Origin of the sequence: Cobetia sp. 29-18-1 (assembly GCF_029846405.1) — a bacterium.
Lineage (GTDB): Bacteria > Pseudomonadota > Gammaproteobacteria > Pseudomonadales > Halomonadaceae > Cobetia > Cobetia amphilecti.
The window spans coordinates 115,868-141,962 of the sequence record NZ_JARWKS010000008.1 but is presented as its reverse complement, the minus strand read 5'-3'; the positions used below and the strand labels follow the sequence as shown (position 1 = coordinate 141,962).

Genomic DNA, 26,095 nt, shown 5'->3' with positions numbered 1-26,095 from the left:
CCGCAAGCGGGTCTGAAAAGAATGCTGCGATGGTGCTGGTGTGCAAGATACATGCCGGCGCATGCGATATCAGGGTTACCGTCAGTCAGTGCGGGGACAGCTCTGCCATCAGACTGGTACTCTACGGCGATTCAGCGCAAGAATTGCCATTCCAACCGGCTCGATCAGGGAGACCCGAGTTCATGATGCCCTCTGCACGGCCAGCGATCAGTCGCGCCACACTACCCACTACGCTGGACATCGAAGTCATGGATGAGCGCGGTGAGCGCCATCAGCAGTCCATTGCCGCCGAGCGCTCGCTGACCATCTATCTCAATCGTCGCGAGATCGTCACCTTGATGACCCTGGGTGCCGAACCTGAGGCGCTGGTGGCCGGTTATCTGCGCAATCAGGGACTGCTGGGTGAGCTTGAGGACCTCGAAGCGCTGCAGGTGGATTGGGAAGTCGAGAGCGCCTCGGTGGTGACGCGTCATCTACCCGAGGATATCGAGCAGCGCCTCGGCAAGCGCACCGTGACTACCGGCTGTGGGCAGGGCACGGTATTCGGCAATCTGCTGGAGCGCCAATCACTGGCTGCGCTGGATGCAGGCCCCTTCAGTCAGGCCCTGTTGTATCGCCTGCTGGAGGCGCTGGCGGCGCACAACGCGACTTATCGCAAGGCCGGCGCGGTTCACGGCTGCGCCCTGTGTCGGGATGATGAAGTGCTGGCGTTCATCGAGGATGTCGGCCGCCACAACGCCGTCGATACGCTGGCGGGGCTGAGCTGGTTGGCGCCCCTGAGTGATGATGCCAGTGATTATCAGGGGGCCAACATCTTCTACACTACCGGTCGTCTGACTTCCGAGATGGTACTGAAGGTGGCTCAGGCGGGGGTCTCGGTGCTGGTCTCGCGTTCCGGCGTCACGCAGAAGGGAGTGGAGCTGGCGGAACGCTTTGGCGTGCTGTTGATCGCGCGCGCCAAGGGGCGCCACTTCCAGGCGGTGGACCCTGCCGGGCGGCTGGTGCTGGATGCCATCCCGCCGCTGCGTGCCGGCGACGCTCTCAAATCATCGCGCCATGACGCGTCAGGCAAGCCATCTTCAGCAGACGGCGCAGCCGGACATGACAAGGGGGCGCAGTGATGAGTCGTCTTTCTTCGCCGCTGGGCGTCATACCCTCACAGGGCTTTTCCTCTGAACTCGGCGCACCTTCGGGCGGCTCTACCGCTGAGTCTTCAGGCGAGGCCCTGAATGCGGCCACCGGCCGGCAGGCTCCGGTTCCCCACGACAACCCCTTTCTGACGGTGCAGGAAGTCGCGCGCCTTCTGCACCTCAACGAGAAGAAGATCTATCAGCTGGCCAGTGACGGCACCATGCCGGCGACCAAGGTGACCGGCAAGTGGCTCTTTCCGCGGCGCCTGGTGGAGCAATGGATTCTCGAGTCCAGCCATCATGGTGTGCTGGCGGATCGCCTGATGATCACCGGCAGTGATGACCCGCTGCTGGCCGCGCTCTCCATGCGTCTCAATCAGCAGCATGCCGGTAGCGCCTTCTATGGCATGAGCGTCACCGGCACGCGTCTGGGGCTTGATCTGCTCAGCCAGGGGCGTGCTGACGTCTGCGCCATTCACTGGGGGCGCGCGGAGGAGGCGGCGCTGCGTCATCCGGCGCTGATTCGCGGCCATGATGGCTATCGTCAGTGGGTGATGGTGCGGCTTGCGCGCCGTACCCAGGGGCTGATCATCCGCAATGATGATCGCCATCTGTCCATCGACCCCAGCGGCCTTTTCGGTTCGCAGCGGCGTTGGGCGGTGCGACAGGAGGGGGCAGGTTCGCAGCGCTTCCTGCAGGAGTGGCTGTCCGGCCATCAGATGCGTGCCGAGCAGCTCAACACCCTGGCGATCGCCTATTCCGAGCGTGAGGTGGCCTCGATGGTGGCGCGCGGCGAGGTGGATGTCGGCCCCGGTACGCTGTCGGCCGCCAATGAGTTCGGCCTCGGCTTCGTGCCGGTCTGTGAAGAGGCCTTCGACCTGGTGGTACCGCGCAATGTCTACTTCCGCGATCTCTTCCAGGGGTTGCTGGACTATCTTGCCACACCGAATGGCATCCAGCTGGCGCAATCCCTCGGCGGCTATGATCTGCGCGAATGCGGTCAGTTGATCTGGCGCGGCGATGCCGCACAGCACGATTGAGACGCTCGGTATCGAGACGCTCTGTAATGAGACGCTCGATAAACTGAACACCCAGTGGATGCTGGCGGTCAGGACTCGGCGCAAGCCATGAGTGTCTTTGCGATATCCAGAAAAATCGCCCATTAGCGCATGGCTAGTGGGCGATTTTTTTATTTCGAGCTGACGGCGAGCATGGTCAAGCAAGTCATTGTTTTGAATGGACCGGCCAGGTGACGCTCGCGTTAAGGCAATCTTTGCGGTTTAGCTTCCTGCCAGTGCGTTACGTGGCTTGTCTCACTTCAACACAGCCCAGCTCACTTCAAATCAGATCAGCTCGGATCCGAATCATTGCGAGTGCACACCGACAGCACGATGGCATCTTCTTCGCTGGTAGAAACCAGAGCGTGCCCCATGTCGGAGTCGAAATAGATGCTGTCACCCTCACCCAGCGGCAAGGGTTCATAGAATTCCGAATAGAGCAGAATGCTGCCCGCCAAGACCATCAGGAACTCCTCGCCGTCGTGACGCACCCAGTCGGGGAAGTCATCGAAGCTGCGCGCACGCACGCGAGTCTTGAAAGGAATCATGCGTTTCTGCGCCAGCTGCCAGGACAGCAGCTCGTGCTCATAGGTCGGGGTCGGGTGTGACTTGCCATCACCGACGCGCGTCAGATCGCGACGCCCGAGTGTGCCACTCTGGCGCTTGGGCGGGCTCAGCAGCTGCGGCAGGTCGATGTTGAGACCATGAATCAGCTTCTGGACCGCCGTGAAGGTCGGCGAGATCTGCTCGTTCTCGATCTTGGACAATGTCGAGCGTGCCAGTCCCGTGCGCTGGCTGACATCTTCCAGCGTCCAGTGATGGGAGAGGCGGATCTGCTTCACGCGTTCGCCAAGCTTCAGGGGCTCAACGAAGGGTTTGCGACCGGAGGCGATCCGGACGGCGGCGTCCTTGTCTGTCGGTGTGCTCATGAGAGTGGCTTCGCTATGGGCGTGATATTGGCGGCGCACGACATCGGGTGTCGCAGCGCTGTCAGCTGGCGATAAAGTTTACTATCGGAAACTTTATCGCCAGCTTATCACAGCATGGCAAACGCGCATCATCCCGACACGTAGCCAACATGGCTGTCCGCGACATGGCTGTCTGTGACATGGCTGTTCGCGACACCGAAGGCTCGCTGGTGCTCCAATGATGCAGCGACAGGTTTCCTGGCTGCGGGAAACCTGTCGTGAGGTGTGGTGTGCGTCAGGGAAAAAGTCACCGGTGCGGGGGATGCCCAGCGCTAGAACAGTCGGGCACTAGAGCAGCCAGACGCTAGAACAGCGGGTGATCACGCTCATCCTCGGCGGGCTTGGCAAGCGACGGCTGGACGCCGTCTGGTGTGCCAGAGGCGGAGCGGGGCGGGAGGGCATCCACGGTGGGAGGCGCGAGATCGAGCTGGTCTGACTCGGGTTTGTTTGACTCGGGTCGCTCTGACATGGGTTGCTTAGAAGGACGATGGCCGCCGGCACGTGCCTCGAGGCCATCCTGCATCGGCAAGCCCGCCAGCGCCTTGAGATGCGCCTCGGTGCTGCGCCCCAGCGCCTCCAGGCAATACCCGCCCTCCAGCACGGAGACGATACGCCCGTGGCAGTGACGCCGCGCGACATCCATCGCCAGTAGGGTGACCCAGTAATAGTCGTCATCTTCCAGGCACAGTTCTGCCATCGGGTCTTCACGGTGCGCGTCAAAGCCCGCCGAGATCAGGATCAACTCCGGCTTGAAATCATCAAGCTTCTTCAGCCATTGGGCTTCAATGGCGCGCCGGAAGGCCAGTGAGCCGCTGCCTTCGCTCAGGGGCGTGTTGTGGATGTGCTCCCAGCGGCTCTCCAGGTAGCGCCACGGGTACATGGCGTCCTGAAAGGAGGAGCACACCAGCGTATCGGGGTCATGCTTGAAGATATCGACGGTGCCGTTGCCCTGGTGTACATCGAAATCGAGGATCGCGATCCGCTTCACGCCGTAATGCTGGCGGGCGTGCAGAGCGCCCACCGCCACGTTGTTGTAGAAGCAGAAGCCCATCGCATCGGCGCGTTCGGCATGGTGGCCCGGGGGGCGCACGGCGCAGAAGACGTTGTCGGCCTGATCACGCATCACCTGGTCGACCCCGCGTACCACCGCGCCGGCGGCCAGTCGCGCCGCGACCAGGCTATCGGCACACATCACGGTGTCTTCGTTGATGGTCAGCAGCTGCCCGGCCTGGGGCGGACATTTCTCCAACGCCTGCAGGTGGCGCATGGGGTGCACGCGCGCCAGCTGCTCAAGCGTTGCCGCTCGCGCACTGTATTGCTGGACATGCTGAATCACGCCGCTCAGCGCCAGCTGACGCTCGATGGCCTGCAGACGCAGTGGGCTCTCGGGATGGGTGGGGCCCATGAAATGCTGACCGCAGTCGCGATGGGATATGTAGGAGGTGATCATCGGCATGCCTGCGTGAGTGTGCGGGTCATAATGGTCTGCACCATGACGTAACAGTAAGAGTCGTCAATGGCATGAGCCAGTCGCCGATGGTCTACCTTGTTTCACGCATGAAGGGCGCGAGGATGGCTGTTCAGACCTGCGCTTTCGCGGCATGCTGCTCATATCGCGCTGACGAGGCGCAACCGCTGACAGGACAAGCCTATGGGAACGCGATTTCTGCGCAATTTCTTCGAGCCCGCCAGTATCGTGGTGATCGGCGCCTCGGAAAAGCCGCATTCACTGGGCGGGCAGGTACTGCGCAATCTGCTTGAAGGGGGCTTCAAGGGCGCCCTGACGGTGGTCAACCCCAAGGGATATGAGACGGTGCATGGCGTGGCGTGCGTCAAGCGGGTCAGTGAGCTAGAGCAGGTGCCGGACCTGGCCATTCTGTGCTCACCGCCGGATACCTTGCCGCGTGTGGTCGAGAAGCTGGGCCGGCGCGGCGTCAAGGCGGCGCTGCTGATTTCGGGAGGTGTCGCGCCGACACCGGTCAGCTCGCTGGCCCGCGTCACCGGCAAGGGGCTTGAGATGCTGTCACGCCGCGACGGGCTGAACTTCACTGCCCCGCGTCTGCCGGGCATTCACAGGTCCACTACGGGCAAGCCAGGCCCCGAACCCTCCGTCACCGAGGCGTCGTCTTTGGATGAGGCCGGCGAGCCTGCCGCGCCGAGCGCCGAGCGCTACCCGCGGATCGCCGACAGCACGGACGACGTGCTGGATGCCTCGCAGGCACGAGAGCCGGGTGTCGAAGTCCCGCGTATCCACCGTGATCAGGAAAGCCTCAACAGTCGGTTGCTCAAGGCCGCCCGAGGCAGTGGGATTCGCCTGCTCGGGCCGGAATGCATGGGCATCTGCGTGCCAAATCGGCACCTGAATGCCTCCTTCAGCGGGCAGCCAGTGGCCAAGGGCAAGGTCGCCTATCTCGGCCAGTCGGGGATGCTGGGCAATGCGATGATCGACTGGGCGGCAGGGCGCGGCATCGGCTTCTCGCATCTGGTGACCCTGGGCGACAGCGTCGATGTGATGCTGCCCGATCTGATCGACTATCTGAACCAGTACGGGCCGTCGCAGGCCTTGCTGTTGCACCTGGAGCGCATTCACGACCCGATGCACTTCATGACCGCGCTGCGCGAGGCGTCCCGCAATCGGCTGGTGCTGGCGATCAAGAGTGGCCGTACCCCGGAAGCCGACCTGTTCGGCACACATGTCACACGTGGCGTGCCCAATCGCGACCGGATCGTCGATGTTGCCCTCGCGCGTGCCGGGGTGGTGCGCGTCAATGACAGCGAAGACATGTTCGATGCGCTGGAGACGCTGAATCGCATGAAGCCGTTGCGCGGTGATCGGCTGGCGATCGTCTCCAATGGGTTGGGCCCGGCCTTGCTGGCCATCGACAAGCTGATGGCGGGTGGCGGCAAGCTGGCCGAGCTGAGCGAGGAGAGCCGCCAGGCGCTGCTCAAGGCCGAGCTGGATGTCAGCCTGCCGGGGCGCAATCCGGTGGATCTGGGCGGCAATGCCACGCCGGAAGATTTCCTGGCCGCGGTCAACATCGTGGCCAATGACCGTGGCGTGGACGCCGTGCTGGTCGTGCATGCGCCGACACGCCTTGCTCCCTCACGGGCAACGGCCGAGGCCCTGGTGGCGCATCGCAAGCAATTCCGACGCAACCTGCTGACCAGCTGGATGGGGCTCGAGCAGGCGCTTTCAGCCCGCCATGAATGCCATCTGGCCGGCATTCCGACCTATCTGTCGCCGGAGAAGGGCGTCAAGGCCTTCTTGCAGATGGTCGATTACCACCGTGTGCAGACACTGTTGCAGCAGACGCCGCCGAGCCTGGCCTTCTCGACCAGTGCCGAGATCCGCGCCCGCGCCCATGATCTGGTGCACAGTGCGCGGCGTGCCGGCCGTGAATGGTTGACCCACTCGGAAACGGCGCAGGTGCTCGATACCTACGGCATCGCGACCGCGCCCAGTCGCTATGTGCTCGACGCCGCCGAAGGCGCGCGCGCCATCGTCGAATTGCAGCGATCTGCCACGGATGACGACAAGCCTTCTCGCCAGGGCCCCTATGCGCTGCGCGTGGTGCATGAACACAACAGCCAGCCGTTCCGCTATCGCCGCTACCCACAGCGGCTGTCTTCCGGCGTGGTGCAGGACCTTTCCGGTCCGGAGGATATCGCGCTGGCGATTCGCCGCATCACCCAGAAGGTGGCGGAGGGCGATGCCGAGCGTGGCCGCGGTGACCACGAGCGCACGCGCATTCATGAGTTCTGCCTGCAGCCGATGCAGCGTGGCAAACACTCGCTGCAGTTGAGCGCAGGCATCACGCGCGATGACGAATTCGGCCCGGTGATCGTGTTCGGTATCGGCGGTTACAAGGTCAATGTGCTGGCGGACCGCCAGGTGGCCTTGCCGCCCCTCAACATGACACTGGCGCGTGAGCTGATCTCGCGCAGCCATGCCTCCCGCCTGATCGCCGAGCACTCGCCGGACCCGGAGCGCGATTTCGAGCGCGTCAGCACGCTGTTGATCAAGCTCTCACAGTTGGCATCGGATTTGCGTGACATAAGAGGGTTGGAAATCAATCCGTTGTTGCTCAATCGCGAGGAGGCCGTGGCAGTGGACTTCGCGCTGGATCTCGGCAAACCGGCCCGTTTCGCGATCATGCCGTATCCGGAGGAGCTGCGTGAATGGGTGTCGCTGGACAATGGCATGCACGTCGAGGTTCGCCCGATACGCGGCGAGGATGCGCCCTTGATCACGGCCTTCCATGCGCGGCTATCCGAGGAGAGCATTCGTTTCCGCTACTTCCACCACAAGGCGGCGCTGACTCAGCGAGATCTCGCGTTGCTCGCCCAGATCAATTACGACCGCCAGATGGCCTTCATCGCCGAGCGTGAAGTGGAAGCCCAGTCAGGTGAGTCGCCGCAGCGCGAGATGCTGGGGGTGGTGCGGGTATGGAATGACCCGGACAACATTCGCACCGAATTCTCCGTCATCATCCGTGATGACATGCAAGGCGAGGGGATCGGCAGTCTGCTGATGGAGAAGATGCTGCGCTATTGCCGCTCGCTGGGCACGCTGGAGATGGTCGGCAAGATCATGATCGACAACCACCCGATGCGCGCCCTGATGAAGCACCTCGGTTTCACCTGCCGCTACAACATGGAGGAGCAGGTCATCGATGCCAGCATCCGTCTCAACGAGCCAGTCAGTGATTGGCAGCGCCTGAGGCTGGAAGCCGAGGCCTGATGCGCCTTGATGGTGCAAGGGCCTGTTGATAGGCGTGTGCCTGGGCTTGTTGATAGGCGTGTGCGGGGGTTGTTCAAGGGCGCGTGCGCGGGCTTGCCAGGCGGTTCTCGGCAACACGCAATGCGTCAGGGAATGGAGAGCAATAGACCAATAACAACATGCAATGTCGTGATTCAGGGAGGTATCAGCAGAAGCGTCAAGGGCATACCACCTTGGTCGTATAAGCGTCTGTTCGTGTTTGAGCGCTTATCAATAAAACTGTATTGTAATTACAAATATAAGAATCCTTTATGGATAATGGCGCAGGGGATGACACAGTATTCTGTCAGCAGGTCGGCAAGCGATGCTTGCGGCCAGATTGCGCGATGTCAGCGGCAGGGCGAGCCATTCTCCCTGCCGGATTGAGTGCGTAATTGACAGAATCCGTGGATATTTCCTGCCCGCTGACGACAGGAAAGCCAATGACTGACACTCGCGACGTGAAGATTCGAGTGCGCAATCTGAGCAAGGTGTTCGGCAATCAGCCCGACAAGGCGCTCAAATTGCGTGATGAGGGCATGAAACGCCCCGAGATTCTCGAGAAGACTGGCCAGACGTTGGGGCTTTCCAACGTGGACTTTGATGTGATGGAAGGCGAGTTGCTGGTCATCATGGGGTTGTCCGGTTCCGGAAAATCGACCCTGATCCGCTGCCTGAACCGGTTGATCGAACCGACGGAGGGCGAGATCCTCATCGACGGCGATGATGTCGCCAAGCTGGATGACAAGTCGCTGCTGCGCTGTCGTCGCAAGCATTTCTCGATGGTGTTCCAGAATTTCGCGCTCTTCCCGCACCGCACCGTGCAGCAGAATGCCGAGTTCGGGCTTGAGGTGCGCGGCGAGGAGAAGGAAGTCTGTTATCAGCGCGGTCGCGATGCGCTCAAGCAGGTCGGCCTTGATGGCTGGGAAGATGCCTACCCCAGCCAGCTCTCCGGCGGCATGCAACAACGTGTCGGCCTGGCGCGAGCGCTGGCCAACGACTCCACGGTGCTGTTGATGGATGAGGCCTTCTCGGCGCTTGATCCCCTGATCCGCAAGGACATGCAGCAGGAATTGCTGGCGCTGCAACACAAGATGAAGAAGACCACCATCTTCATCACCCACGATCTTGATGAAGCCCTCTCCATCGGCGACCGCATCATCCTGCTCAAGGATGGCGAGATCGTGCAGATCGGCTCCCCCGAAAGCATCCTCACTTCCCCGGCCAATGATTATGTGGCGCGCTTCGTCGAAGGCGTCGACATGTCGCGCATCCTCACTGCCCGCTCGGCGATGACCGATGTCCGTGCCACCGCACGCGATGATGATGGCCCGCGCACGGCGCTGCGCAAGATGGGCGACAACGGCCTCGATAGCCTGTTCGTGGTGCGTCGTGATCGCACTGTGCTCGGGATCATCACCGCCGAGGATACCGAACGTGCCGTGCGCGAGAATCTCACCGATCTCTCGAGCATCATCCACTCCGATTGCTGTCAGGTCTCGCCGGAAGAACCGCTGCACAACCTGTTCGCGATGTTTGCCGGTCATCACCATCCGCTGGCGGTGGTCGATGAGCAATCCCGCCTGTTGGGCGTGGTGATCAAAGGGTCCGTACTCGCGGAACTGGCGGAAGCAGGGGAGGCACACGCATGAGCGACGCAACCGGTTTTACCATCCCGAAGATAGAGCTGGGTGACTGGATCGAGACGGGGCTTGATTACCTGACGACCAACTACTCCAGCATCACGCGCGGCATCTCCAAGTTCACCGAGACCGGCATCGACGTCCTGAACGATGCGCTGATGTGGCTGCCCGAGTGGGCGCTGATCGCCCTGGTGACGCTGCTGTGCTGGCGGCTGGCCGGCACGCGCCTGGCCATCGGTTCCGTACTGGGGCTGGGACTGATCTGGAACCTGGATCTGTGGGACCCGATGATCGAATCGCTGACCCTGGTGGTGATCGCCACCCTGGTCGCCGTGGTCATCGCGGTACCGCTGGGGATACTGGCGGCACTCTCTGACCGCTTCTACAAGGTCATCATGCCGGTGCTGGATTTCATGCAGACGATGCCGGCCTTCGTCTACCTGATCCCGGCGATTCCCTTCTTCGGCATCGGCTCGGTCTCCGCTATCTTCGCCACCGTGATCTTCTCGATGCCGCCAGCGATTCGCTTCACCACGCTGGGCATTCGTCAGGTGCCCAATGACCTGATCGAAGCCGCCGATGCCTTCGGCGCCACCCGCAGCCAGAAGCTCTTCAAGCTGCAGCTGCCGCTTTCCCTGCCCACCGTGATGGCCGGCATCAACCAGACCATCATGCTGGCACTGTCGATGGTGGTGATCGCGGCCATGATCGGCGCCGATGGCCTGGGGAATGAGGTCTGGAAAGCCATCCAGCGCCTGCGTCCGGGAGATGGTTTCGAAGCGGGCATCGCGGTGGTCATCCTGGCCATGCTGCTCGACCGCCTGACCCAGACCTTCAGCAAGGAAAAGAAGCCCCGTTCATGAGGGGATTCACCAGCGGCCTCCGTGTATTGCCTGGCCCATGCGGAGGCCGCCTCGAGCACTTCCATACCCGACTCAACGTTTGGCCGTCGACACACGTTTTTCGACAGACGTGCTTCGATAAACAATGAGTAAATTCGAATAAAGGGGAAAATGATGAACAAGCAAGATGCCTCCCACACTACCTTGAACGTCACCGCGAAGATGAATGCCGCCACCAAGGCATTGCTGCTCGGCGCTGTCATGTCCTCCTCACTGGCCGGGGCAAGCGCCGTGTATGCCGCCGGTGACAAGGGCGATGTGACGCTGGCCTACGTCGAATGGTCCTCTGAAGTCGCCTCCACCAATGTGGTCAAGGCGGTGCTCGAATCACAGGGCTACAACGTCGAACTCAAGGCGCTGTCTGCGGCGGCGATGTTCCAGGCAGTCGCCTTCGGCGATGCCGACGGCATGGTCGGTGCGTGGCTCCCCACCACCCACGAAGACTACATGGCCAAGATCGCCGACAAGGTCGACGACCTGGGCGTCAACCTCGAAGGCACCAAGCTCGGGCTGGTCGTGCCGTCCTACAGCAAGCTCGAGACCATCGACGACATCAAGACCCACGCCGAGGATATCGATGAGCGCATCGTCGGCATCGAGCCGGGCGCAGGTCTGACGCGTCTGACCGAGCAGGTGCTGGAGGACTACGATCTCGAGGACATCGACCTGACCACCGGCAGCGGTGCGACCATGACCGCCGCGCTGAGCAATGCGATCAAGGGTGAGCGTGAGATCGTCGTCACCGGCTGGACGCCGCATTGGATGTTCGCCCGCTGGGACCTCAAGTATCTGGATGACCCGAAGGGCGTCTACGGCGGTGCCGAGGAGATTCACACCCTGGCGCGTAAGGGGCTCGAGGAAGACATGCCGGAGGTCTACGCGATTCTCGACAACTTCGCCTGGACCCCGGCTGACATGGGCGAAGTGATGCTCAACAACCAAGAAGACGACGCTGACCCCTACGAAACCGCCAAGGCGTGGGTGGAAAGCCATCAGGATATCGTCAAGGAATGGCTGCCGGCCGCGGCTGAGTGATGCCTGACGCATGACTCGCTGAGTCATGAATGACGAAACGCCCCCACAGGGTCTCCTGTGGGGGCGTTTCGTTGTGTGCCTGCAAATGACGCGTCGCTCACCCCGGGCGAGCGGGAGCGGAATGGCTCAGAACGGACTGGCTTAGCCTGACCTGATCAGAACGGGCGGGCTCAGAAAGGACAGGGACTGCGCACTTCCATGCGCTCACCACTCACCGGGTGATCGAAGCTGATCATCTCGGCATGCAGCATCAGGCGCTCGGCCATGAAGAAGGCCTCATCCGTCGCATAGAGGTCGCAGCCCAGGATCGGGTGGCCGATCTGCTGGCTATGGATGCGCAACTGATGCGTGCGACCTGACACCGGCGTGAACTCGACTCGCGTGCGCGCCGGATTCTCCAGGCGCTCGATGACGCGGAAATCGCTGATGGCGGTCTTGCCGGTCTCGTGGCAGATCTTCTGCAGCGGGAACTGGTCGACGTCCTTGGCGATGGGCAGCGAGATGCGCCCGCTGTCCTCCTCCAGATGGCCATGCAGGATCGCGGTGTAGGACTTGCCGATGTTGCGGTCCTGAAACTGGTGGGTCAGGTTGCCGTTGGCCGGCTTGTTGAGCGCGACCAGCATGATGCCGGAGGTGCCGAAATCGAGCCGGTGCAGCAGCTTGGCGCTGGGGTATTCCTTGACCAGGCGATGATGCAGCGAATCCAGATTGAGCGGATGCTTGCCGGAAAGGCTGAGCAGGCCACTGGGCTTGTGGATCAGCAGGATGTCATCGTCGGCGTACAGCACCGCGTAGGTTTCGTGGCAGACGGGAACGATGAACGGGTCGGCTTGTGGCTGCATAAGGGCTCGTCAGTGACATCAAGGAGGGCGGGGCGAAACGGCAAGTGAGGCAATTGCTGGCGTGCTCTAGAGCGCTGGCGCGGTCTAGAGCGCGATATCCTGCCAATGATACTCGTACTCGTCGTCCTCACCATCCTCTGGCGCACGACCGATGAAGAGGCTGGCGGTGAAGGCGCGCACGAAGATCACCTGGCTGCCATCCAGTGCGGTCAGCAGCTCACCCTTCTTGAGCTTCTTGATCTTGCGCTTGCGTGCTGCGGCGGCATCACGCGCCGCGCGGGTGTCGGCGCGCCACTGGGCGGCAATCTCACCGGGCGCTGTCGACTGTTCGAGCAGCTCCTCGGGGCATTGCAGCGGAATGTCTGGCGTGCCTTCGTCACGGATATGGTATTCCCAGCGGCTGGGGTCACCATTCTTGGGAGCCTGCATCAGGTGCTGGCGAATGAAGGTATGGCCGTGAGGATGTTCCAGCACGGTATACAGCACATTGCCGACCACGGCGTGATCGACCAGCGAGATGCCATGACTGTCGGACGGCGTATAACCGGCCAGCAGACGGTCTACCAGTGTCTGACGTGCCACCTTGGGGGTGCCGCTGTCATCCCAGGCCATGAAGCCTCCAATCTGAGCGTGTCTGGCATCGCAGGCCATGTCGGATGCGCTATGAATGACGCAGGCTGACTGGCGTTCGAGAGGCCGAAAGGGCGGCCATTGTCCGGCTTGTGCCCGGCGAGGGCAAGCCGCTGAACGCGCGAATCTGCGCCGGCGGGGTCTCAAGGAATAGCGCAAGCGATAACACAAGCGGCAACCCGGCCGGCGCCCCGCACGGTAACCCGAACGGCAACGCAAGAGGCCCCGCATGAGCGGAGCCTCGAGAAGAGCGCCTGTTGTGGCGCAGACTGGCTATCGGCACAGACTGGCTAGCGGCAGAGACTGGCTAGCGGGTCAGGGTGCCAGCAGTTGCTTGTGCCATTCGCCGTCTTCCGTGTCCAGGCGCTGGTAGCGTACGCGATCGTGCAGGCGCGAGGGCTGCCCCTGCCAGAATTCGATCATTTCCGGCACTACGCGGTAGCCGCCCCAATGCTCCGGACGCGGCACTTCGGTGGTGGCATAGACCTGCTCGAAGCGACCCTGACGCTCGCTGAGCCATTCGCGATCGGGAATCTCGACACTCTGCTGCGAGACCCAGGCGCCCAGCTGGCTCTCCTTGGGGCGTGAGGCGAAGTACTGATCGGAGGTGGCATCCGCGACCTTCTCGACGCTGCCTTCGATACGCACCTGGCGCTCCAGCGCGGGCCACCAGAAGGTCAGCGCGGCGAAGGGCACATTGGCCAGCTCGCTGCCCTTGTGGCTCTGATAGTTGGTATAGAAGATGAAGCCTTCACTGTCGCAGCCCTTGAGCAGCACGATGCGCGCATGCGGCTTGCCCTGGCTGTCGACGGTGGAGAGCGTCATGACATTGGCGTCGTTGTCATCGGCGGACAGGGCGCTGGTCAACCACTCCTGAAACAGCTCGAAGGGTTCCAGCGGTGTGTTCGCAAGGCTCAGGCCATCACCGGAATAGGTTCTGCGCACATCGGCGATATCGCGGTTCATGGTGGGCTCCCTTGATGAATTGCTCATGTAATGACATGACTGTGACCGCTCACGTGCTGGATCGCAAGCCTCAGACACCGCCCAGCTGCAGCCACGCCATGTAAAGCCCGGTACCGACGGCAATCGAGAGCAGCGCATTGCGTCGCCACAGATGCAGTCCCGCCACGCAGAGGGCCGCGACCAGCATGCCGGCGCCCTCGGCGCTTACGAGCCAGCTTTGCCAGGCCGAGATGTGGTGCGCAGACTCTGACATGTCAGGCAGTTGCATGGCCGACAGCGAGACGATGATCAGCACGACCATGACGATGGCCGGCAGATAGCGGCCCATATGCAGAATCAGCGGATGGGCCGAATGGCGGGACAGGAACACGAAGGGCAGCGCGCGCGTGGCGAAGGTCGCGCCGGCTGACACGGCGATCAACAGCAAGGCCTGCAGGGTCGTCATGGGGTGGTGTGCTCCGAGGCTTGATTGTGTTCAGTCCGGCGCGCGCCAGACTTGCCGTGTGGGGGATGATCGTCACGCGGGGCAGGCGTGACGTGTGGCTGTTGTTTGCCACGCTGGTAATGATACTGCCCGAGCAGGAGGGCGCAGGCTGCCGCGATGCTGCCCAGCAACAGCTGATCTTCCGGCAGCAGCCACAGGCCCGCGAGCGTGACCAGCAGGCCGAGCATGAAGGGCCAGCGCTCGCGCAGGGCGAACCATTGTTCGATGCCCAGCACCACGAACAGCGCCGTCAACGCGAACTCGATGCCGCTGCTGTCAAAGCTGAGCTGTCCGGCTGCCAGACCCAGCAGCGTCCCCAGTACCCACCAGGATTGGTTGAGGAAGGTGATGCGCAACATCAGGCGCTGGTCATCACGGCGCGCCACGGGATCATCGCGTTCGCCGCTGCGTGGCAGGCTGGCCAGCAGCGAGTAGGTTTCATCGGTCAGCCCGAAGATGAGATAGAGCTTGCCAAGCCCCGCCGCGCGGAAGCGCTCCAGCAGCGACAGGCCGTAGAAGAGGTGGCGCGAATTGAGCAGCAGAGTGGCCACAAAGACCTCGGTGATGCCGGCGCCCGCACCGAGCAGCGCTACCGCCAGGAACTGGCCGGCCCCGGCCAGGATGACCAGTGACATCAAAAGGCCCAGCCAGGGGCTCAACGGCAGCTGGGTGAACAGCACGCCGAAGGCAGCGCCCAGCGGGATATAGCCGAACATCACCGGCAGGGTCTTGTTGAGTGCCTGTTGCCATAGGTGACGACTGCTGACTGGCTGCCGGGGAGGCGAGCCCGCACAGGTGGTGTCGTCCCGGGAGGCGTGCGAGGTACCGGCCGTGGAAGGCGATGACATGGCGAGAGTTCCGTTCTGCGCAGGCGGGGTGAAGACGGGCGACACATGCCGGGAGCCTTCAAGAGGCCGAGACCCGGTAAGCCGCAGGCAATCTACGCAGCATATAATGTCATCAAGCGTCAGGCGATGCTGCCAAGGTGGCAGCTGGCAGTGGAAAGTGCTGAATCAGCGCTTCATTGCTGATATTTCACATGTCTCATGGCGGCACGGCCGATTGATTTGCCGTGAGCCGCCAGACCGAGTCCACCTATACTGGCCTGTAGTCGCTCGTTGGCTGCCTATCGCTGCCTGATCACGTGTGCCATCAAAGGTTCATTCGCTGAGGGAGTCATCAGGATGAGTTCGAACCGATTCCGCAAGTCCTCGTCTGAGACGGTGCTTCATGATCAGGGTGAGCCTTCGCCGCTGCGCAGTGTCGTGATCTGGGGGCTGGCCATCCGGCTGTTTCACCTGCTGCTGATTCTGGCGATCACCGGCATGTGGTACACCGCCGAGGTGGGCGCAGGACTCGATTTTCCGATGGTCTGGCACGCACGGTTGGGATATTGCGTGATCGGGCTGGTGGCGTTTCGCGTCATCTGGGGGCTGGTGGGCAGCGGGCATGCTCGCTTCAGCCGCTTCGTGGCGTCACCGCGCACGACCTGGCGCTACGCCGCTGACTTTCTGGCGGGACGCGCGCCACGCCATGCAGGCCACAATCCCCTGGGTGGCTGGATGACGCTGGCCATGTTGCTGGTGCTGGCGATTCAGGCCTCGAGCGGGCTGTTTCTCACCGATGATCTGCTGTTCGAAGGGCCCCTGCATGATCGGGTCCCAGCGAGTGTCGCCGAGGGGCTGGCCTGGGTGCATCACACCAATATCACGCTGCTGTGGGGGCTGATCGCCCTGCATCTGATGGCCATCGTCTGGCATGGCCTGCGCGGTGAGTGGCTGATCTGGGCGATGGTGCATGGCCGCAAGCATTTCAGGCGCGATGAATCGGTAGTGGATGAGGGCGAGCCAGTGCCACCTTTACGCCCACGCAGGAGGCTCGCGCTGGGGTTGGCGATCGGCATTGCCGTTCTGGTCATCTGGCAGGGGGCGCAGTTGCCGTAAGCTCTGCTCGCTTTCACTCATGCTTTCGCTATGACTTTTACTCTCACTTTCGCCCTCATGTATGCCAAGACGCAAAAGCGCCGCCACGAGCAATCTCATGGCGGCGCTTTTGCGTCTTGACGGAGCTTTGGCTATATCAGTCAGCGCGATACTGCTGATGACAGCCCTTGCAGGTCTTGGCTGTCTCGACGAACTGGCTGCGCAGGGCATCAAGGTCCTGACTGGCGGCGGCGTCAGCCAATGCCCGGCTCTGGGTCATCAGCGCCTCGGCACGCTTGTCGAAGCCTGCACGGTCGCTCTCTATCTTGCTCAGCGCGTCGGTATCACCGTCATAGGAATCGGCGATGAAGCCCTCCCATGGCATCTGAGCCAACAGCGCCAGTCGCTCGGCGCGGGTGCGAAACTCCTCGGCATCATAGTCCTGCTTGCCCTTGACCATCGCACCCATCGGACTGAACTGCCACGCCAGCGTCTGGAAGACTGCCTGGCGATACTGGATGGCATCTTCCGTCTTGTCAGCCAGTGCCGCTGGCGACGCCAACAGGCTGGCAAGCACCACGCCAGCCGCCAGCACGCCAGTGGTCAGGCGGTTGCGCGATACGCCCGCAGGGCGCGGGAAAGACAAGTGTGTTGTCAGGCCGATCATGGCAAAGCCTCGCTGTAATCAACTCGCAAAGCCGATACAGCATGGGCGGCTCGCGATGGTTGAGGAGACACGCTGGGAAAAGCAGTGGGTAGCGGCGGGGTAAGTGGCAAGCCGCCGTGGGAGGGCGCAAACCGATACCCGCCATTCTAGTCGGCTATTTTACGGCTATTCTAGTCGCCTATTTTAGTCGGCTATTCTAGCCGCCAATTTTAGTCGATTATGGCGCGACGAGAAGGGCGGGCAATGGAGAGGCCAGGGCTTGATCAGGCCTGCGGCTGACGCTTGAGGTTGCGCGAGCGGAAACGGGCGTAAGCCATGCTGGAAATGAACAGCCCCAGTGCCGCCAGTGCTTCCAGAACGCCGATGACGGCGTGGCCAGGCACACCGGCCAGCATCACGCCCTGCATGATGTAGAGCAGGCTGACGAAGGCCAGCCAGACATGGCCACGTGCCCGGCGGGTGAAGATGGCGGGCAGGAATAGTGCGATGGGCAGCAGGCGGATCAACAGCGGCAGCAGGCCGCTGTTCTCGCTCTGCGCCATTAGCTGAATGCCGCCGATCAGCAGCAGCAGGGCGACGGCCGCAAAACTTGCGATCACACCGCGACGGCTCTTGGCTTCGAGCGTGTCGAGGCCCTGCTCACGTTCCAGTCGTTCAAGCCAGGCGCGCATCTATTTCGTCTCCCTGAGAGGTTGCATGGCAAGGGCCAGGCGAGCGATACGCTTGCCTTGCGCCAGTGCCAGGCGCTGTTCGTTGTCATCGACATCGTTGTCGCCACGCTTGCCGCTGACGTGGGTCGTGCCGTAGGGCGTGCCGCCCTGGGTGGTCTCGAGCAACTCGGTGGCGCTGTAGGGCACACCGGCATACACCATGCCATGATGCAGCAGCGGGATCAGCATGGTGATCAGCGTGGTTTCCTGACCGCCATGCAGAGAGCTTGAGGCGCTGAAGGCGGTGGCAGGCTTGTCGATCAAGGCGCCGTTCATCCACAGCTCGCTGGTGGAGTCCAGGAAGTACTTGAGCGGCGCCGCCATGTTGCCGAAGCGGGTCGGACTGCCCAGCGCGAGGCCCGAACAGTGACGCAGGTCGTCCAGCTCGACGTACATGGCCCCGCTGTCGGGGATTTCCGGCTCGGTCTGCTCGCAGGTGGCCGAGATCTCGGGCACCTGGCGCAGGCGTGCCTCGACACCGCTGATGGACTCGATGCCGGCGGCGATCTGCTCGGCCAGCGTGCGGGTCGCACCATGGCGCGAGTAATAGAGGACGAGGACGTACGGCGTCGCGTCGGGGGGCGTTGCGGACATGAGCTTCCTCAGGTGGATGACAATCTATCGAAAGGGGCAAGCGGGGCTTGCGTGAGCACACTCTGTCATCAGGGGATCAGGCGTCGCTCAACAGCACCAGCACATCTTCGGGCGGGCGACCGATGACGGCACGGGTGCCATCATCGAGAATCGGCCGCTGCATCAATTTCGGCGTTGCGGCAATCGCGTCAAGGCGTTGCGCATCGCTGGGGTCTACAAGGCCCAGCGCCTTCCACTCGGCTTCGTTCTCGCGGGTCAGAGCCCGCGCCCCGCCTTCCACTCGGGCGGCCAGGGCCTCGAGCTGCTCACGATCGAGGGGGTCTTCCAGGTAGCGGACGGTCTCGAAGGCATCGCCCTCGAGGCGCGCGGTCAAGAGCGCCAGTGTTTCCCGTGACTTGGAGCAGCGTGGGTTATGGTAGAGTTTCAATATTGACATGACTGTCTCCGTTTCCGGACAGGTGATGGGTTTCACGCAAGCGCTACTGGCCATGGCCGGCGGTGGCGAATGAATCAGGAACGCATTGTAGAGGGGCGCACAAGAATGCCACAACTGCCAGGGATCTCGCGGGTCATGCCCTCCATCGGCGTCATCCTCAAGCTGGTATCACGTTTCAACTATCACGACGGCAAGAAGACCGCGTCGGCACTGACCTATACGACGCTGTTCGCCATCGTGCCCTTGATGACGGTCATCTATGCGATGTTCGCCGTCATTCCGAGTTTCGACGGCGTGGGCGATCAACTGCAGACCACGGTGTTCTCCCAGTTTCTGCCCTCGACCGGCGCCACGGTGCTCGAGTATCTCAACGAGTTCTCCGGTCAGGCGCGCAATCTGACCTCGGTGGGTCTGATCTTCCTGTTCGTGACCTCGGTGATGATGATGATCACCATCGAAGGCGCCTTCAATGCCATCTGGCAGGTGCCGGAAGGGCGCAAGGGACTGTCGAGCTTCCTGATGTACTGGGCCGTCCTGACGCTGGGGCCGCTGATGCTGGGCTCGGGCTTTCTGCTGTCGTCCTTTCTGACCTCGCTGTCCTTCTTCGACTCGGCCGCCGAGATGCTGGGCGGCAAGGCACTGTTGCTGCGTCTGTTGCCACCGCTGTTGAGCGCTGCGGCCTTCACCTTCATCTATGCCGCGGTGCCCAACTGCAAGGTTCGCCTGCGTGACGCCGCGGTCGGCGCGCTGACCACGGCGCTGGCGCTGGAGCTGGCCAAGGCGGGCTTCTCGCTCTACGTGACGCATTTCCCGTCCTATCAGGCCATCTACGGCGCCTTCGCGGCCGTTCCGCTCTTCCTGCTGTGGGTGTTCCTGTCCTGGTGCATCGTGCTGCTGGGGGCGGAAGTCGCGGCCTGGATGGGCGAGCGCTCCAATGCTGACTGGCATCGCTGGCCACCGTTCTGGCAGACCCTCGGTGCCGTGATGCTGCTCAAGGATGCCCATGAACGCGGTGAGCCGCTGTCCGATGATCGACTCACGGAAGTGCTGGGCAGTCGTTACCGTCGTGTGCTCAAGCCGCTGATCGCCGAGAACATCGCCAGCCAGACCCAGGATGGCCAATGGGTGCTCGGGCGTGATCTCAGTCATTACTCGCTGTGGGAGATGGCGCACGCCTTGCCGTGGGAACTGCCGGCCGGCGAGGCGGGCGAAGCGCCGCATCCGCGCCTGGAACCCCTGCGTGAGGCGCTGGCGCGTGCGCGTGCCGCCGAGAAGGAGCGCATGACCTGCGGTCTGGTCGAGGTGCTGCCCAGTGTCGGTGAGGTGGGTGATGAGGCCATGACTCAGGAGGAAAAAGACCCGCAAGATCCGCGACTTGCGACTTCCTGAGCGGCACAGGAACGTGATTGCAAGGTGACAGCCTGAAGCCGAATGGGCAGAATGCGCACCCTGTGCCGTCTGCTCATCCCGACGGGGGTTGAGGCGGATGCCGATGCCCCGATATCGAAAGCGATGACGGCAATGAAAAGGCCCGACACCTGTTCGGGCCTTTTCCTTTGTCTCTCGCACATCAACCGGAACCGCTCGCCTGCCTTGCCGCAATTCGGCCTGCACGCTGGAGAGCCAGGGTGAGGAGTGAGCGAGGTAAGGGTGAGGCGTGGTCGAGGCATGAATGAGACAGGTCAGCTGGCAGCGGCTCGCCGGGCAGACACGCAAGTGAAAGGTTGGCATGCCAGACTGGCGACGGCGCCTTTCCGCTGTCTGATGTGACCTTTGCGCGACCTGCGCGCCAGCGCCAAAGCGAGCGGCGAGAGCTGGCAGTCAGCCGGTGGCCAGGCACGATGGAATTGACGATGTGGCGTGCCAGTCCCTGGCGCGCCTGACATGCATGAGGGTGCCGTTCGCGACGCCCGCTGGAGGTGACAACCCGCCGATGAAAAGCTCTGCTCCTGAGAAGGCCCCGCTGGTCAAGCTGCGTGGCATTTCCAAGACCTTTGGTGATCGCAAGGTGTTGGACAGCCTTGACCTGGATTTGAACGATGGTGAGTTCGTCACGCTGCTGGGCCCGTCCGGTTGCGGCAAGACCACCGTGCTGAGAATGATCGCCGGCTTCGAATCGCCGGATAGCGGCACCATCACGCTCGAGTCGACGGCCTTGCATGAGCGTCCCGCTCACCAGCGCCCGGTCAATACCGTCTTCCAGAGCTATGCGCTGTTTCCGCACATGAACCTCTACGACAACGTGGCCTTCGGGCTGCGCATGGAAAAGGTCGCCAAGGCCGAGATTCATGAGCGGGTGCGCGAAGCGCTGGAGATGGTGCAACTGGCCCATCTGTCGGACCGCCGCCCGGACCAGCTCTCCGGCGGGCAGCAGCAGCGCATCGCGATTGCCCGCGCCGTGGTCAAGCGTCCCCGCGTCCTGCTGCTCGATGAGCCGCTCTCGGCGCTGGATTACAAGCTGCGCAAGCAGATGCAGAACGAGCTCAAGCGCCTGCAGCGTCGCCTAGGCATCACCTTCGTGTTCGTCACCCACGATCAGGAAGAGGCGCTGTCGATGTCCGATCGCGTGGTGGTGATGCGCGAAGGCGGTATCGAGCAGATCGGTACGCCGCGTGAGGTCTATGAATCGCCGAGCACGCTGTTCGTGGCGCGCTTCGTCGGTGAGATCAACCAGCTGGCGGCGCAGGTCGTGCGCCCCGCGGCGACGGCCGGGCGCATCGAGATCACGCTGCTCGGTCAGACGCTGGAACTCAGCAGCCATGGTCGCACCTATCAGGGCGGAGAGGCGGTGCAGGTGTTGCTGCGCCCGGAAGACATGCGACTCAAGGGCGCCGAGGACAGCGAAGGTTTCCCGGCGCGCGTCATCGAGCGCAACTACAAGGGCATGACCCTGGACACGGTGCTGGAGCTGGACAGCGGTCAGCAGTTGTTGGCCAGCGAGTTCTTCGACGAGGATGACCCTGACTTCGATTACCGCCTCGGCGAGCGCGTGCGCGTCAGCTGGGTACCGGACTGGGAGATCATCCTGCCCGATGATGAGCCGGCCGTGACGGGGGCGGGTGCATGAGTCTGGTGCGCAATCCCTTCAAGACCGCCACCCTGACCATCATCTGGGGCTGGCTGATCGTGCTGGTGCTGGCCCCGACGCTGCTGGTGGTGCTGGTCAGTCTGATGCCGGAAAACACCGGCCAGCTGCTGGGCGGTGAGCTGACGCTGAGCACGCTTTGGCAGGGCTTTCTGACCAACTATGGCCAGATGGTCAGTCCGGTGTATCTGAGCGTCTTCGGCCATTCGCTGTGGATCGGCCTGATCACGACGCTGATCTGTCTGCTGCTCGGCTATCCCTTCGCGTGGATGATCTCGCGGGCCAGCCCGCGCCTGCAGCCCTTGCTGCTGCTGTTGGTGATCATTCCGTTCTGGACCAACTCGCTGATCCGCATCTATGCCCTGCGCACGCTGATCGCGACACGCGGCCTGCTCAATGATGTGCTGATGAATCTCGGCCTGATCGATGCGCCGCTGCGTCTGCTGTATACCGAGGAGGCGGTGATCGTGGGGCTGGTCTACATGCTGCTGCCGTTCATGATCCTGCCGCTGTATGCCGTCTTCGAGCAGCTGAGCCGCCCGACGCTGGAGGCGGCCCGCGACCTTGGTGCCAATGGCCTGGCCACCTTCCGCCATATCGTGCTGCCGCTGACCATGCCGGGCATCATCGCGGGCGTGCTGCTGGTGTTCCTGCCGGCGATGGGCATGTTCTATGTCTCGGACCTGCTGGGCGGCTCGCGCCATCCGCTGATCGGCAACATCATCAAGGGCCAGTTCCTGGAGGCCAACAACTGGACCTTCGGCGCGGCGATCAGCGTGATGCTGACACTGGTGATGGCGTTCCTGCTGCTGGCCTATTACCGCAGCGTCAAGCTCTTCAAGCGTGAGGTGACCCTATGAAGGCGAGCGCCGCGCTGCGTTGGTTCAGCCGCTGTTACCTGACGCTGATCTTCACGCTGTTGTATGTGCCGATCCTGGTGTTGATCGGCATCTCGTTCAATGACTCACGCAATCCCTTCGTGTGGGGCGGCTTCAGCCTGCGCTGGTACGACAAGCTGCTGGGCAATGGCAATCTGATGGAGGCTGCGCTCAATACGCTGTGGCTCGGGGTGACGGCGGCGACGCTGGCGACCCTGATCGGCACGCTGACGGCCACCGCGCTTTATCGCTATCGCTTCCGCGGCAAGCCGCTGCTCAATGGCATGCTGTTCACGGTGATGATGATGCCGGACATCGTGATGGCGATCGCCTTCCTGGCGCTGTTCATTGCGTTGGGTATCCAGCTGGGCTATTTCTCGCTGCTGGTCTCGCACGCCACCTTCTGTCTGCCGTTCGTGGTGATCACTGTCTATTCCCGCCTGACGGGCATCAACCCGCAGTTGCTGGAAGCGGCGCGTGATCTCGGTGCCAGTGAAGCCCGCGCCGTCTGGCACGTGCTGGTACCGGCGCTGATGCCGGCGATCGCCTCCGGCTGGCTGCTGAGCTTCACCCTGTCGCTGGATGATGTGGTGATCTCGACCTTCGTCACCGGGCCGACCTTCGAGGTGCTGCCGCTGCGCATCTACTCGATGGTGCGACTGGGGCTCAAACCTGAAGTGAATGCATTGGCAACCCTGCTGTTGGGGCTGTCGCTCTGTCTGCTGTTGATTTCACAGTTGTTGCTCAAGGAGAAAAAATAACATGCAAGGTACCCGTTTCCCGCTGCGTGCCGCTGGCCTGATGGCTGCCGTCAGCCTGGCTTCCGTGGCCACATCCGCCCCCGTTCTGGCCGCGGATGACAGCGACAAGGTCCTTTACGTCTACAACTGGACCGAGTACATGCCCGATGAGGTCATCGAGCGCTTCGAAGAGCAGACCGGCATCGATGTCGTCTACTCCACCTTCGATTCCAACGAAGCGATGTACGCCAAGCTCAAGCTGCTGGACAGCGACAACAGCTACGACCTCGTCTTCCCGTCGACCTATTACATCGACAAGATGGCGCGTGAAGGTCTGCTGCAGAAGCTGGATGTCAGCAAGCTCGACCATTTCGAGGACCTCGACCCCAACCTGGTCGATCGTGACTTCGACAAGGGCAACCAGTACAGCGTGCCTTACATGTGGGGCAGCGCCGGTATCGGTTACAACCCGGACTATGTCGAAGAGGGCGCACTGACCAGCTGGAACGACCTGTGGAACGACAAGTATCGTGACAAGCTGCTGCTCTCCAACGACATGCGTGAAGTCTTCCATGTCGCACTGGCAAGCCTTGGCTTCAGTGGCAACACCACGGACCCGGACGAGATCAAGGCGGCCTACGAGAAGCTGACCCAGCTGATGCCCAACGTGCGTGCCTTCAACTCCGACGCGGCGCGCGTGCCCTTCATGCAGGGCGAGGTCGATGCCGGTCTGATCTGGAACGGTGAGGTCTATCAGGCGAACCAGGAAGGCGTGCCGGTCGAGTATGTCTATCCCAAGGAAGGCATCATCCTGTGGATGGACACCATGGCGATTCCGTCCAACGCGCGTCACGTCGATGCGGCCTATCAGTTCATCGATTACCTGATCAGCCCGGAAGTCAGCAAGGAAATCAGCGAGTACGTGGGTTACACCACGCCGAGCCTGGCGGCCAAGAACATGATGGACCCGGAAGTGCGTGACAACCCGGTGGTCTTCCCGACTCAGCAGGATCTCGCCCGCGGCGAATTCCAGACCGATGTCGGCGATGCGCTGTCGATCTATCAGAAGTACTGGGAGCAGCTCAAGACCGGGCATTGATCCGCCCTTTAGGCGTGATGACGCAAGAAATCACGTCAGCGACTTGAGCTGAACCGACGCCCCGAGGCATGCTCTGTCTCGGGGCGTCGTCGTTTGTCGACCTTGGCTGCGCGCTCCACGTAATTGACACGTCCTGGTGAAGACTGGAGGGTGCCATGTCACGTTTTTCCCCTGCAATGATGTCGGCGGCGCATGCCCGTGAGTTGAGCAGTGCCGAGGCGGATGATCTGTTCAGTCGTGAGATGCAAGGCGTTGCTCCCCTGACGCGCGGCAAGGACCGCGCCGATGTCACCACGGCCCGCAAGGGCCCCAGCGAGGCTCAGCTGGCACGGCGTGAAGACGCGCAGAAGACCCTGGGCAATGAGCTGGACGGGCTGTCCGACAGCTACGTGGAGCATCTCTCGCCGCATGACCCGGTCGAGTTTCGCCGTGATGGCATCCAGACCGGTGTGCTGGAGCGCTTGCGCCAGGGCGGCTACCCACCCGAGGCGCAGCTCAATCTGATGCGTCGTCCGCTCATCGAGTGTCGCCGTGAGGTGCACCGCTTCATCCAGGATGCCTGGCGCAGCGAGTTGCGCTGCCTGCTGGTGATTCATGGCAAGGGGCGTGACAGCGAATCGCATGCCGCCTTGATTCGTGCCTACCTGGTGCACTGGCTGGAGCAGATGCCCGAGGTGCAGGCCTGGAGCAGTGCCACGCCGCGCCACGGTGGGCTGGGGGCGACGCTGGTGATGTTGCGCAAATCCCGCGCGGCGCGTGACACCAACCGCGAACGGCATCAGAAGCGGCGCGGCTGATCGCCACGAGCAGCAAATCCCGCAAGCAGTCAAATCCCGCAAGCAGTCAAATCAGACAGCAGAAAGCCGACAATGGACACAAGAAAGCCCCGCCAGGCCGCGATCATCGCGAGCTGGCGGGGCTTTTTCATGCTCATGGCTCAAGCAGACTATTGCACGCAGTAACCGCGACCGGTGAAGCAGGCACTCAGCGCGCGGCGATAGGTGTCTGCGTTGCTGGCGGTCACGGGCGGCGCCGCGGAATTGGCTTCGGCGCCACTCTGCTGATTGGCCCAGCGATGGCACTCATAGCGATCACGCGCTTGCTGGTCTTCGCTCTGGCCCTTGGTGGGGTAGGCGATGACATCGACTGCCGCGGCCGTGAGTGTCGCCTGAGCGGGGGCCTGGACGGGCAGATACTGCTGCTGACTCTCTTCCCACAGGTAATAGGTGCCTGCCGCCAGGAAATACAGCGTAGCGCCCACCCAGACACCGCGCGCCCCGGCGGGCAGGCCATGACCGTGCCCAGGGCCACCCGGTGCCCAGCGAATCAGCCGACCGGGCTCACCATGCCCGATCACGATGTCGGGGCCTATGTAGCCCGGCCCATCGAAGCGCCCATGCCCCGGGCCCGCCATGGCGGACGTGGTCGGCAGGGCACTCAACAGGGCGAGAGACAGCGCGAGCGCGCGCAGGGGGGCCTTGCCGGAATGACGATTGCGACTCATGCGTTAACTCCTGTGTGACCAGCATGGCATTTGAGTGTGCCGA

The 26,095-nt window shown here is 62.5% G+C and carries 24 protein-coding genes and 1 pseudogene; 13 read left to right on the top strand and 12 right to left on the bottom strand.

What is annotated here, in order from left to right; translation table 11 throughout:
- Positions 1-185: 185 nt before the first annotated feature.
- Together QD208_RS08480 and QD208_RS08475 are read left to right on the top strand one after the other, a co-directional pair.
- On the top strand, positions 186-1,121 hold the full coding sequence (locus QD208_RS08480; protein ID WP_225348131.1) for a formate dehydrogenase accessory sulfurtransferase FdhD: 936 nt from the start codon (positions 186-188) through the stop codon (positions 1,119-1,121).
- The gene (locus tag QD208_RS08475) at positions 1,121-2,170 is read left to right on the top strand and encodes a helix-turn-helix transcriptional regulator (protein WP_153635730.1); all 1,050 of its coding nucleotides are present in this window, start codon (positions 1,121-1,123) and stop codon (positions 2,168-2,170) included. The genes QD208_RS08480 and QD208_RS08475 overlap by 1 nt, the downstream gene beginning before the upstream one ends.
- 308 nt (positions 2,171-2,478) lie before the next feature.
- Here the strand turns inward: QD208_RS08475 and QD208_RS08470 are convergent, their stop codons facing one another.
- On the bottom strand, positions 2,479-3,117 hold the full coding sequence (locus QD208_RS08470) for an XRE family transcriptional regulator (RefSeq protein ID WP_054556712.1): 639 nt from the start codon (positions 3,115-3,117) through the stop codon (positions 2,479-2,481).
- Positions 3,118-3,679: 562 nt separating this feature from the next.
- Positions 3,680-4,606 (bottom strand): annotated as a pseudogene (locus QD208_RS08465) (histone deacetylase family protein); the annotation flags it as partial.
- A 201-nt stretch (positions 4,607-4,807) separates the two neighbouring features.
- On the opposite strand from QD208_RS08465, the gene QD208_RS08460 reads away from it, so the two are divergent.
- From QD208_RS08460 to QD208_RS08445, 4 genes are all read left to right on the top strand, one after another.
- Positions 4,808-7,897 carry a bifunctional acetate--CoA ligase family protein/GNAT family N-acetyltransferase gene (locus QD208_RS08460; protein WP_225348062.1) on the top strand — a complete coding sequence of 1,030 codons (3,090 nt, stop codon included), beginning with the start codon at positions 4,808-4,810 and terminating at the stop codon, positions 7,895-7,897.
- A 461-nt stretch (positions 7,898-8,358) separates the two neighbouring features.
- Entirely contained in the window at positions 8,359-9,567 is a 1,209-nt protein-coding gene (locus QD208_RS08455; RefSeq protein ID WP_043333554.1) for a glycine betaine/L-proline ABC transporter ATP-binding protein, read from the top strand.
- Complete coding sequence (locus QD208_RS08450; RefSeq protein ID WP_043333557.1) at positions 9,564-10,421, top strand: proline/glycine betaine ABC transporter permease; 858 nt, start codon at positions 9,564-9,566, stop codon at positions 10,419-10,421. The genes QD208_RS08455 and QD208_RS08450 overlap by 4 nt, the downstream gene beginning before the upstream one ends.
- Positions 10,422-10,574: 153 nt before the next feature.
- The gene (locus tag QD208_RS08445; RefSeq protein ID WP_225348063.1) at positions 10,575-11,495 is read left to right on the top strand and encodes a glycine betaine ABC transporter substrate-binding protein; all 921 of its coding nucleotides are present in this window, start codon (positions 10,575-10,577) and stop codon (positions 11,493-11,495) included.
- A 170-nt stretch (positions 11,496-11,665) separates the two neighbouring features.
- On the opposite strand, the gene QD208_RS08440 is transcribed toward QD208_RS08445, so the two are convergent.
- The 5 genes from QD208_RS08440 to QD208_RS08420 all read right to left on the bottom strand — a co-directional run bounded on the left by QD208_RS08440 (position 11,666) and on the right by QD208_RS08420 (position 15,265).
- Positions 11,666-12,337: an RluA family pseudouridine synthase gene (locus QD208_RS08440; RefSeq protein WP_153635733.1), complete on the bottom strand. Its 672-nt coding sequence runs from the start codon at positions 12,335-12,337 to the stop codon at positions 11,666-11,668.
- 84 nt (positions 12,338-12,421) lie between these two features.
- Positions 12,422-12,949 carry a hypothetical protein gene (locus QD208_RS08435; RefSeq protein ID WP_153635734.1) on the bottom strand — a complete coding sequence of 176 codons (528 nt, stop codon included), beginning with the start codon at positions 12,947-12,949 and terminating at the stop codon, positions 12,422-12,424.
- A gap of 333 nt (positions 12,950-13,282) precedes the next feature.
- Positions 13,283-13,933 (bottom strand): pyridoxamine 5'-phosphate oxidase, encoded by a 651-nt coding sequence (gene pdxH, locus QD208_RS08430; RefSeq protein WP_043333565.1) that lies wholly within the window; start codon positions 13,931-13,933, stop codon positions 13,283-13,285.
- Between the two features lie 70 nt (positions 13,934-14,003).
- The gene (locus QD208_RS08425) at positions 14,004-14,378 is read right to left on the bottom strand and encodes an AzlD domain-containing protein (RefSeq protein WP_153635735.1); all 375 of its coding nucleotides are present in this window, start codon (positions 14,376-14,378) and stop codon (positions 14,004-14,006) included.
- Entirely contained in the window at positions 14,375-15,265 is an 891-nt protein-coding gene (locus tag QD208_RS08420) for an AzlC family ABC transporter permease (RefSeq protein ID WP_215824395.1), read from the bottom strand. The genes QD208_RS08425 and QD208_RS08420 overlap by 4 nt, the downstream gene beginning before the upstream one ends.
- Before the next feature lie 336 nt (positions 15,266-15,601).
- Here QD208_RS08420 and QD208_RS08415 point away from each other — a divergent pair, with 336 nt between their 5' ends.
- Complete coding sequence (locus QD208_RS08415) at positions 15,602-16,360, top strand: cytochrome b/b6 domain-containing protein (RefSeq protein WP_215824396.1); 759 nt, start codon at positions 15,602-15,604, stop codon at positions 16,358-16,360.
- Positions 16,361-16,496: 136 nt separating this feature from the next.
- Here QD208_RS08415 and QD208_RS08410 read toward each other — a convergent pair whose 3' ends face one another.
- From QD208_RS08410 to QD208_RS08395, 4 genes are all read right to left on the bottom strand, one after another.
- Entirely contained in the window at positions 16,497-17,006 is a 510-nt protein-coding gene (locus QD208_RS08410) for a cytochrome c (RefSeq protein WP_279836500.1), read from the bottom strand.
- A 263-nt stretch (positions 17,007-17,269) separates the two neighbouring features.
- The gene (locus QD208_RS08405; RefSeq protein WP_153635739.1) at positions 17,270-17,677 is read right to left on the bottom strand and encodes a DUF2069 domain-containing protein; all 408 of its coding nucleotides are present in this window, start codon (positions 17,675-17,677) and stop codon (positions 17,270-17,272) included.
- Positions 17,678-18,310, bottom strand: coding sequence for an NAD(P)H:quinone oxidoreductase (gene wrbA, locus QD208_RS08400; protein WP_153635740.1), 633 nt, complete (start codon positions 18,308-18,310; stop codon positions 17,678-17,680).
- A gap of 76 nt (positions 18,311-18,386) precedes the next feature.
- Positions 18,387-18,746, bottom strand: a complete 360-nt coding sequence (locus tag QD208_RS08395; RefSeq protein WP_043333573.1) for an arsenate reductase family protein — start codon at positions 18,744-18,746, stop codon at positions 18,387-18,389.
- A gap of 105 nt (positions 18,747-18,851) precedes the next feature.
- On the opposite strand from QD208_RS08395, the gene QD208_RS08390 reads away from it, so the two are divergent.
- From QD208_RS08390 to smrA, 6 genes are all read left to right on the top strand, one after another.
- The gene (locus tag QD208_RS08390; RefSeq protein WP_172978664.1) at positions 18,852-20,135 is read left to right on the top strand and encodes a YihY family inner membrane protein; all 1,284 of its coding nucleotides are present in this window, start codon (positions 18,852-18,854) and stop codon (positions 20,133-20,135) included.
- 544 nt (positions 20,136-20,679) lie between these two features.
- Positions 20,680-21,813 carry a spermidine/putrescine ABC transporter ATP-binding protein PotA gene (potA, locus tag QD208_RS08385; RefSeq protein WP_153635742.1) on the top strand — a complete coding sequence of 378 codons (1,134 nt, stop codon included), beginning with the start codon at positions 20,680-20,682 and terminating at the stop codon, positions 21,811-21,813.
- The gene (potB, locus tag QD208_RS08380) at positions 21,810-22,691 is read left to right on the top strand and encodes a spermidine/putrescine ABC transporter permease PotB (protein WP_153635743.1); all 882 of its coding nucleotides are present in this window, start codon (positions 21,810-21,812) and stop codon (positions 22,689-22,691) included. The genes potA and potB overlap by 4 nt, the downstream gene beginning before the upstream one ends.
- Positions 22,688-23,470, top strand: coding sequence for a spermidine/putrescine ABC transporter permease PotC (gene potC / locus QD208_RS08375; protein WP_043333579.1), 783 nt, complete (start codon positions 22,688-22,690; stop codon positions 23,468-23,470). Before potB ends, potC begins: the two co-directional genes overlap by 4 nt.
- 1 nt (position 23,471) lies before the next feature.
- Positions 23,472-24,548 (top strand): extracellular solute-binding protein, encoded by a 1,077-nt coding sequence (locus QD208_RS08370; protein ID WP_197738736.1) that lies wholly within the window; start codon positions 23,472-23,474, stop codon positions 24,546-24,548.
- Between the two features lie 155 nt (positions 24,549-24,703).
- A complete protein-coding gene (gene smrA / locus QD208_RS08365) occupies positions 24,704-25,345 on the top strand; it encodes a DNA endonuclease SmrA (RefSeq protein WP_225348067.1) in 642 nt (213 codons plus the stop codon).
- A gap of 149 nt (positions 25,346-25,494) precedes the next feature.
- Here the strand turns inward: smrA and QD208_RS08360 are convergent, their stop codons facing one another.
- Positions 25,495-26,052 (bottom strand): hypothetical protein, encoded by a 558-nt coding sequence (locus QD208_RS08360; protein WP_279836499.1) that lies wholly within the window; start codon positions 26,050-26,052, stop codon positions 25,495-25,497.
- Positions 26,053-26,095: the final 43 nt, after the last annotated feature.

Bases quoted from the DNA above. Each gene is read 5' to 3' on its own strand.
- QD208_RS08395 (WP_043333573.1), bottom strand. From the start codon at position 18,746: ATGTCAATATTGAAACTCTACCATAACCCACGCTGCTCCAAGTCACGG.
- potC (WP_043333579.1), top strand. From the start codon at position 22,688: ATGAAGGCGAGCGCCGCGCTGCGTTGGTTCAGCCGCTGTTACCTGACG.
- QD208_RS08440 (WP_153635733.1), bottom strand. From the start codon at position 12,337: ATGCAGCCACAAGCCGACCCGTTCATCGTTCCCGTCTGCCACGAAACC.
- potB (WP_153635743.1), top strand. From the start codon at position 21,810: ATGAGTCTGGTGCGCAATCCCTTCAAGACCGCCACCCTGACCATCATC.
- QD208_RS08370 (WP_197738736.1), top strand. From the start codon at position 23,472: ATGCAAGGTACCCGTTTCCCGCTGCGTGCCGCTGGCCTGATGGCTGCC.
- pdxH (WP_043333565.1), bottom strand. From the start codon at position 13,933: ATGAACCGCGATATCGCCGATGTGCGCAGAACCTATTCCGGTGATGGC.
- smrA (WP_225348067.1), top strand. From the start codon at position 24,704: ATGTCACGTTTTTCCCCTGCAATGATGTCGGCGGCGCATGCCCGTGAG.
- QD208_RS08410 (WP_279836500.1), bottom strand. From the start codon at position 17,006: ATGATCGGCCTGACAACACACTTGTCTTTCCCGCGCCCTGCGGGCGTA.
- QD208_RS08480 (WP_225348131.1), top strand. From the start codon at position 186: ATGCCCTCTGCACGGCCAGCGATCAGTCGCGCCACACTACCCACTACG.
- QD208_RS08425 (WP_153635735.1), bottom strand. From the start codon at position 14,378: ATGACGACCCTGCAGGCCTTGCTGTTGATCGCCGTGTCAGCCGGCGCG.
- QD208_RS08445 (WP_225348063.1), top strand. From the start codon at position 10,575: ATGAACAAGCAAGATGCCTCCCACACTACCTTGAACGTCACCGCGAAG.
- QD208_RS08415 (WP_215824396.1), top strand. From the start codon at position 15,602: ATGAGTTCGAACCGATTCCGCAAGTCCTCGTCTGAGACGGTGCTTCAT.
- QD208_RS08455 (WP_043333554.1), top strand. From the start codon at position 8,359: ATGACTGACACTCGCGACGTGAAGATTCGAGTGCGCAATCTGAGCAAG.
- QD208_RS08360 (WP_279836499.1), bottom strand. From the start codon at position 26,052: ATGAGTCGCAATCGTCATTCCGGCAAGGCCCCCCTGCGCGCGCTCGCG.
- QD208_RS08450 (WP_043333557.1), top strand. From the start codon at position 9,564: ATGAGCGACGCAACCGGTTTTACCATCCCGAAGATAGAGCTGGGTGAC.
- QD208_RS08460 (WP_225348062.1), top strand. From the start codon at position 4,808: ATGGGAACGCGATTTCTGCGCAATTTCTTCGAGCCCGCCAGTATCGTG.
- potA (WP_153635742.1), top strand. From the start codon at position 20,680: ATGAAAAGCTCTGCTCCTGAGAAGGCCCCGCTGGTCAAGCTGCGTGGC.
- QD208_RS08420 (WP_215824395.1), bottom strand. From the start codon at position 15,265: ATGTCATCGCCTTCCACGGCCGGTACCTCGCACGCCTCCCGGGACGAC.
- QD208_RS08435 (WP_153635734.1), bottom strand. From the start codon at position 12,949: ATGGCCTGGGATGACAGCGGCACCCCCAAGGTGGCACGTCAGACACTG.
- QD208_RS08390 (WP_172978664.1), top strand. From the start codon at position 18,852: ATGCCACAACTGCCAGGGATCTCGCGGGTCATGCCCTCCATCGGCGTC.
- wrbA (WP_153635740.1), bottom strand. From the start codon at position 18,310: ATGTCCGCAACGCCCCCCGACGCGACGCCGTACGTCCTCGTCCTCTAT.
- QD208_RS08475 (WP_153635730.1), top strand. From the start codon at position 1,121: ATGAGTCGTCTTTCTTCGCCGCTGGGCGTCATACCCTCACAGGGCTTT.
- QD208_RS08405 (WP_153635739.1), bottom strand. From the start codon at position 17,677: ATGCGCGCCTGGCTTGAACGACTGGAACGTGAGCAGGGCCTCGACACG.
- QD208_RS08470 (WP_054556712.1), bottom strand. From the start codon at position 3,117: ATGAGCACACCGACAGACAAGGACGCCGCCGTCCGGATCGCCTCCGGT.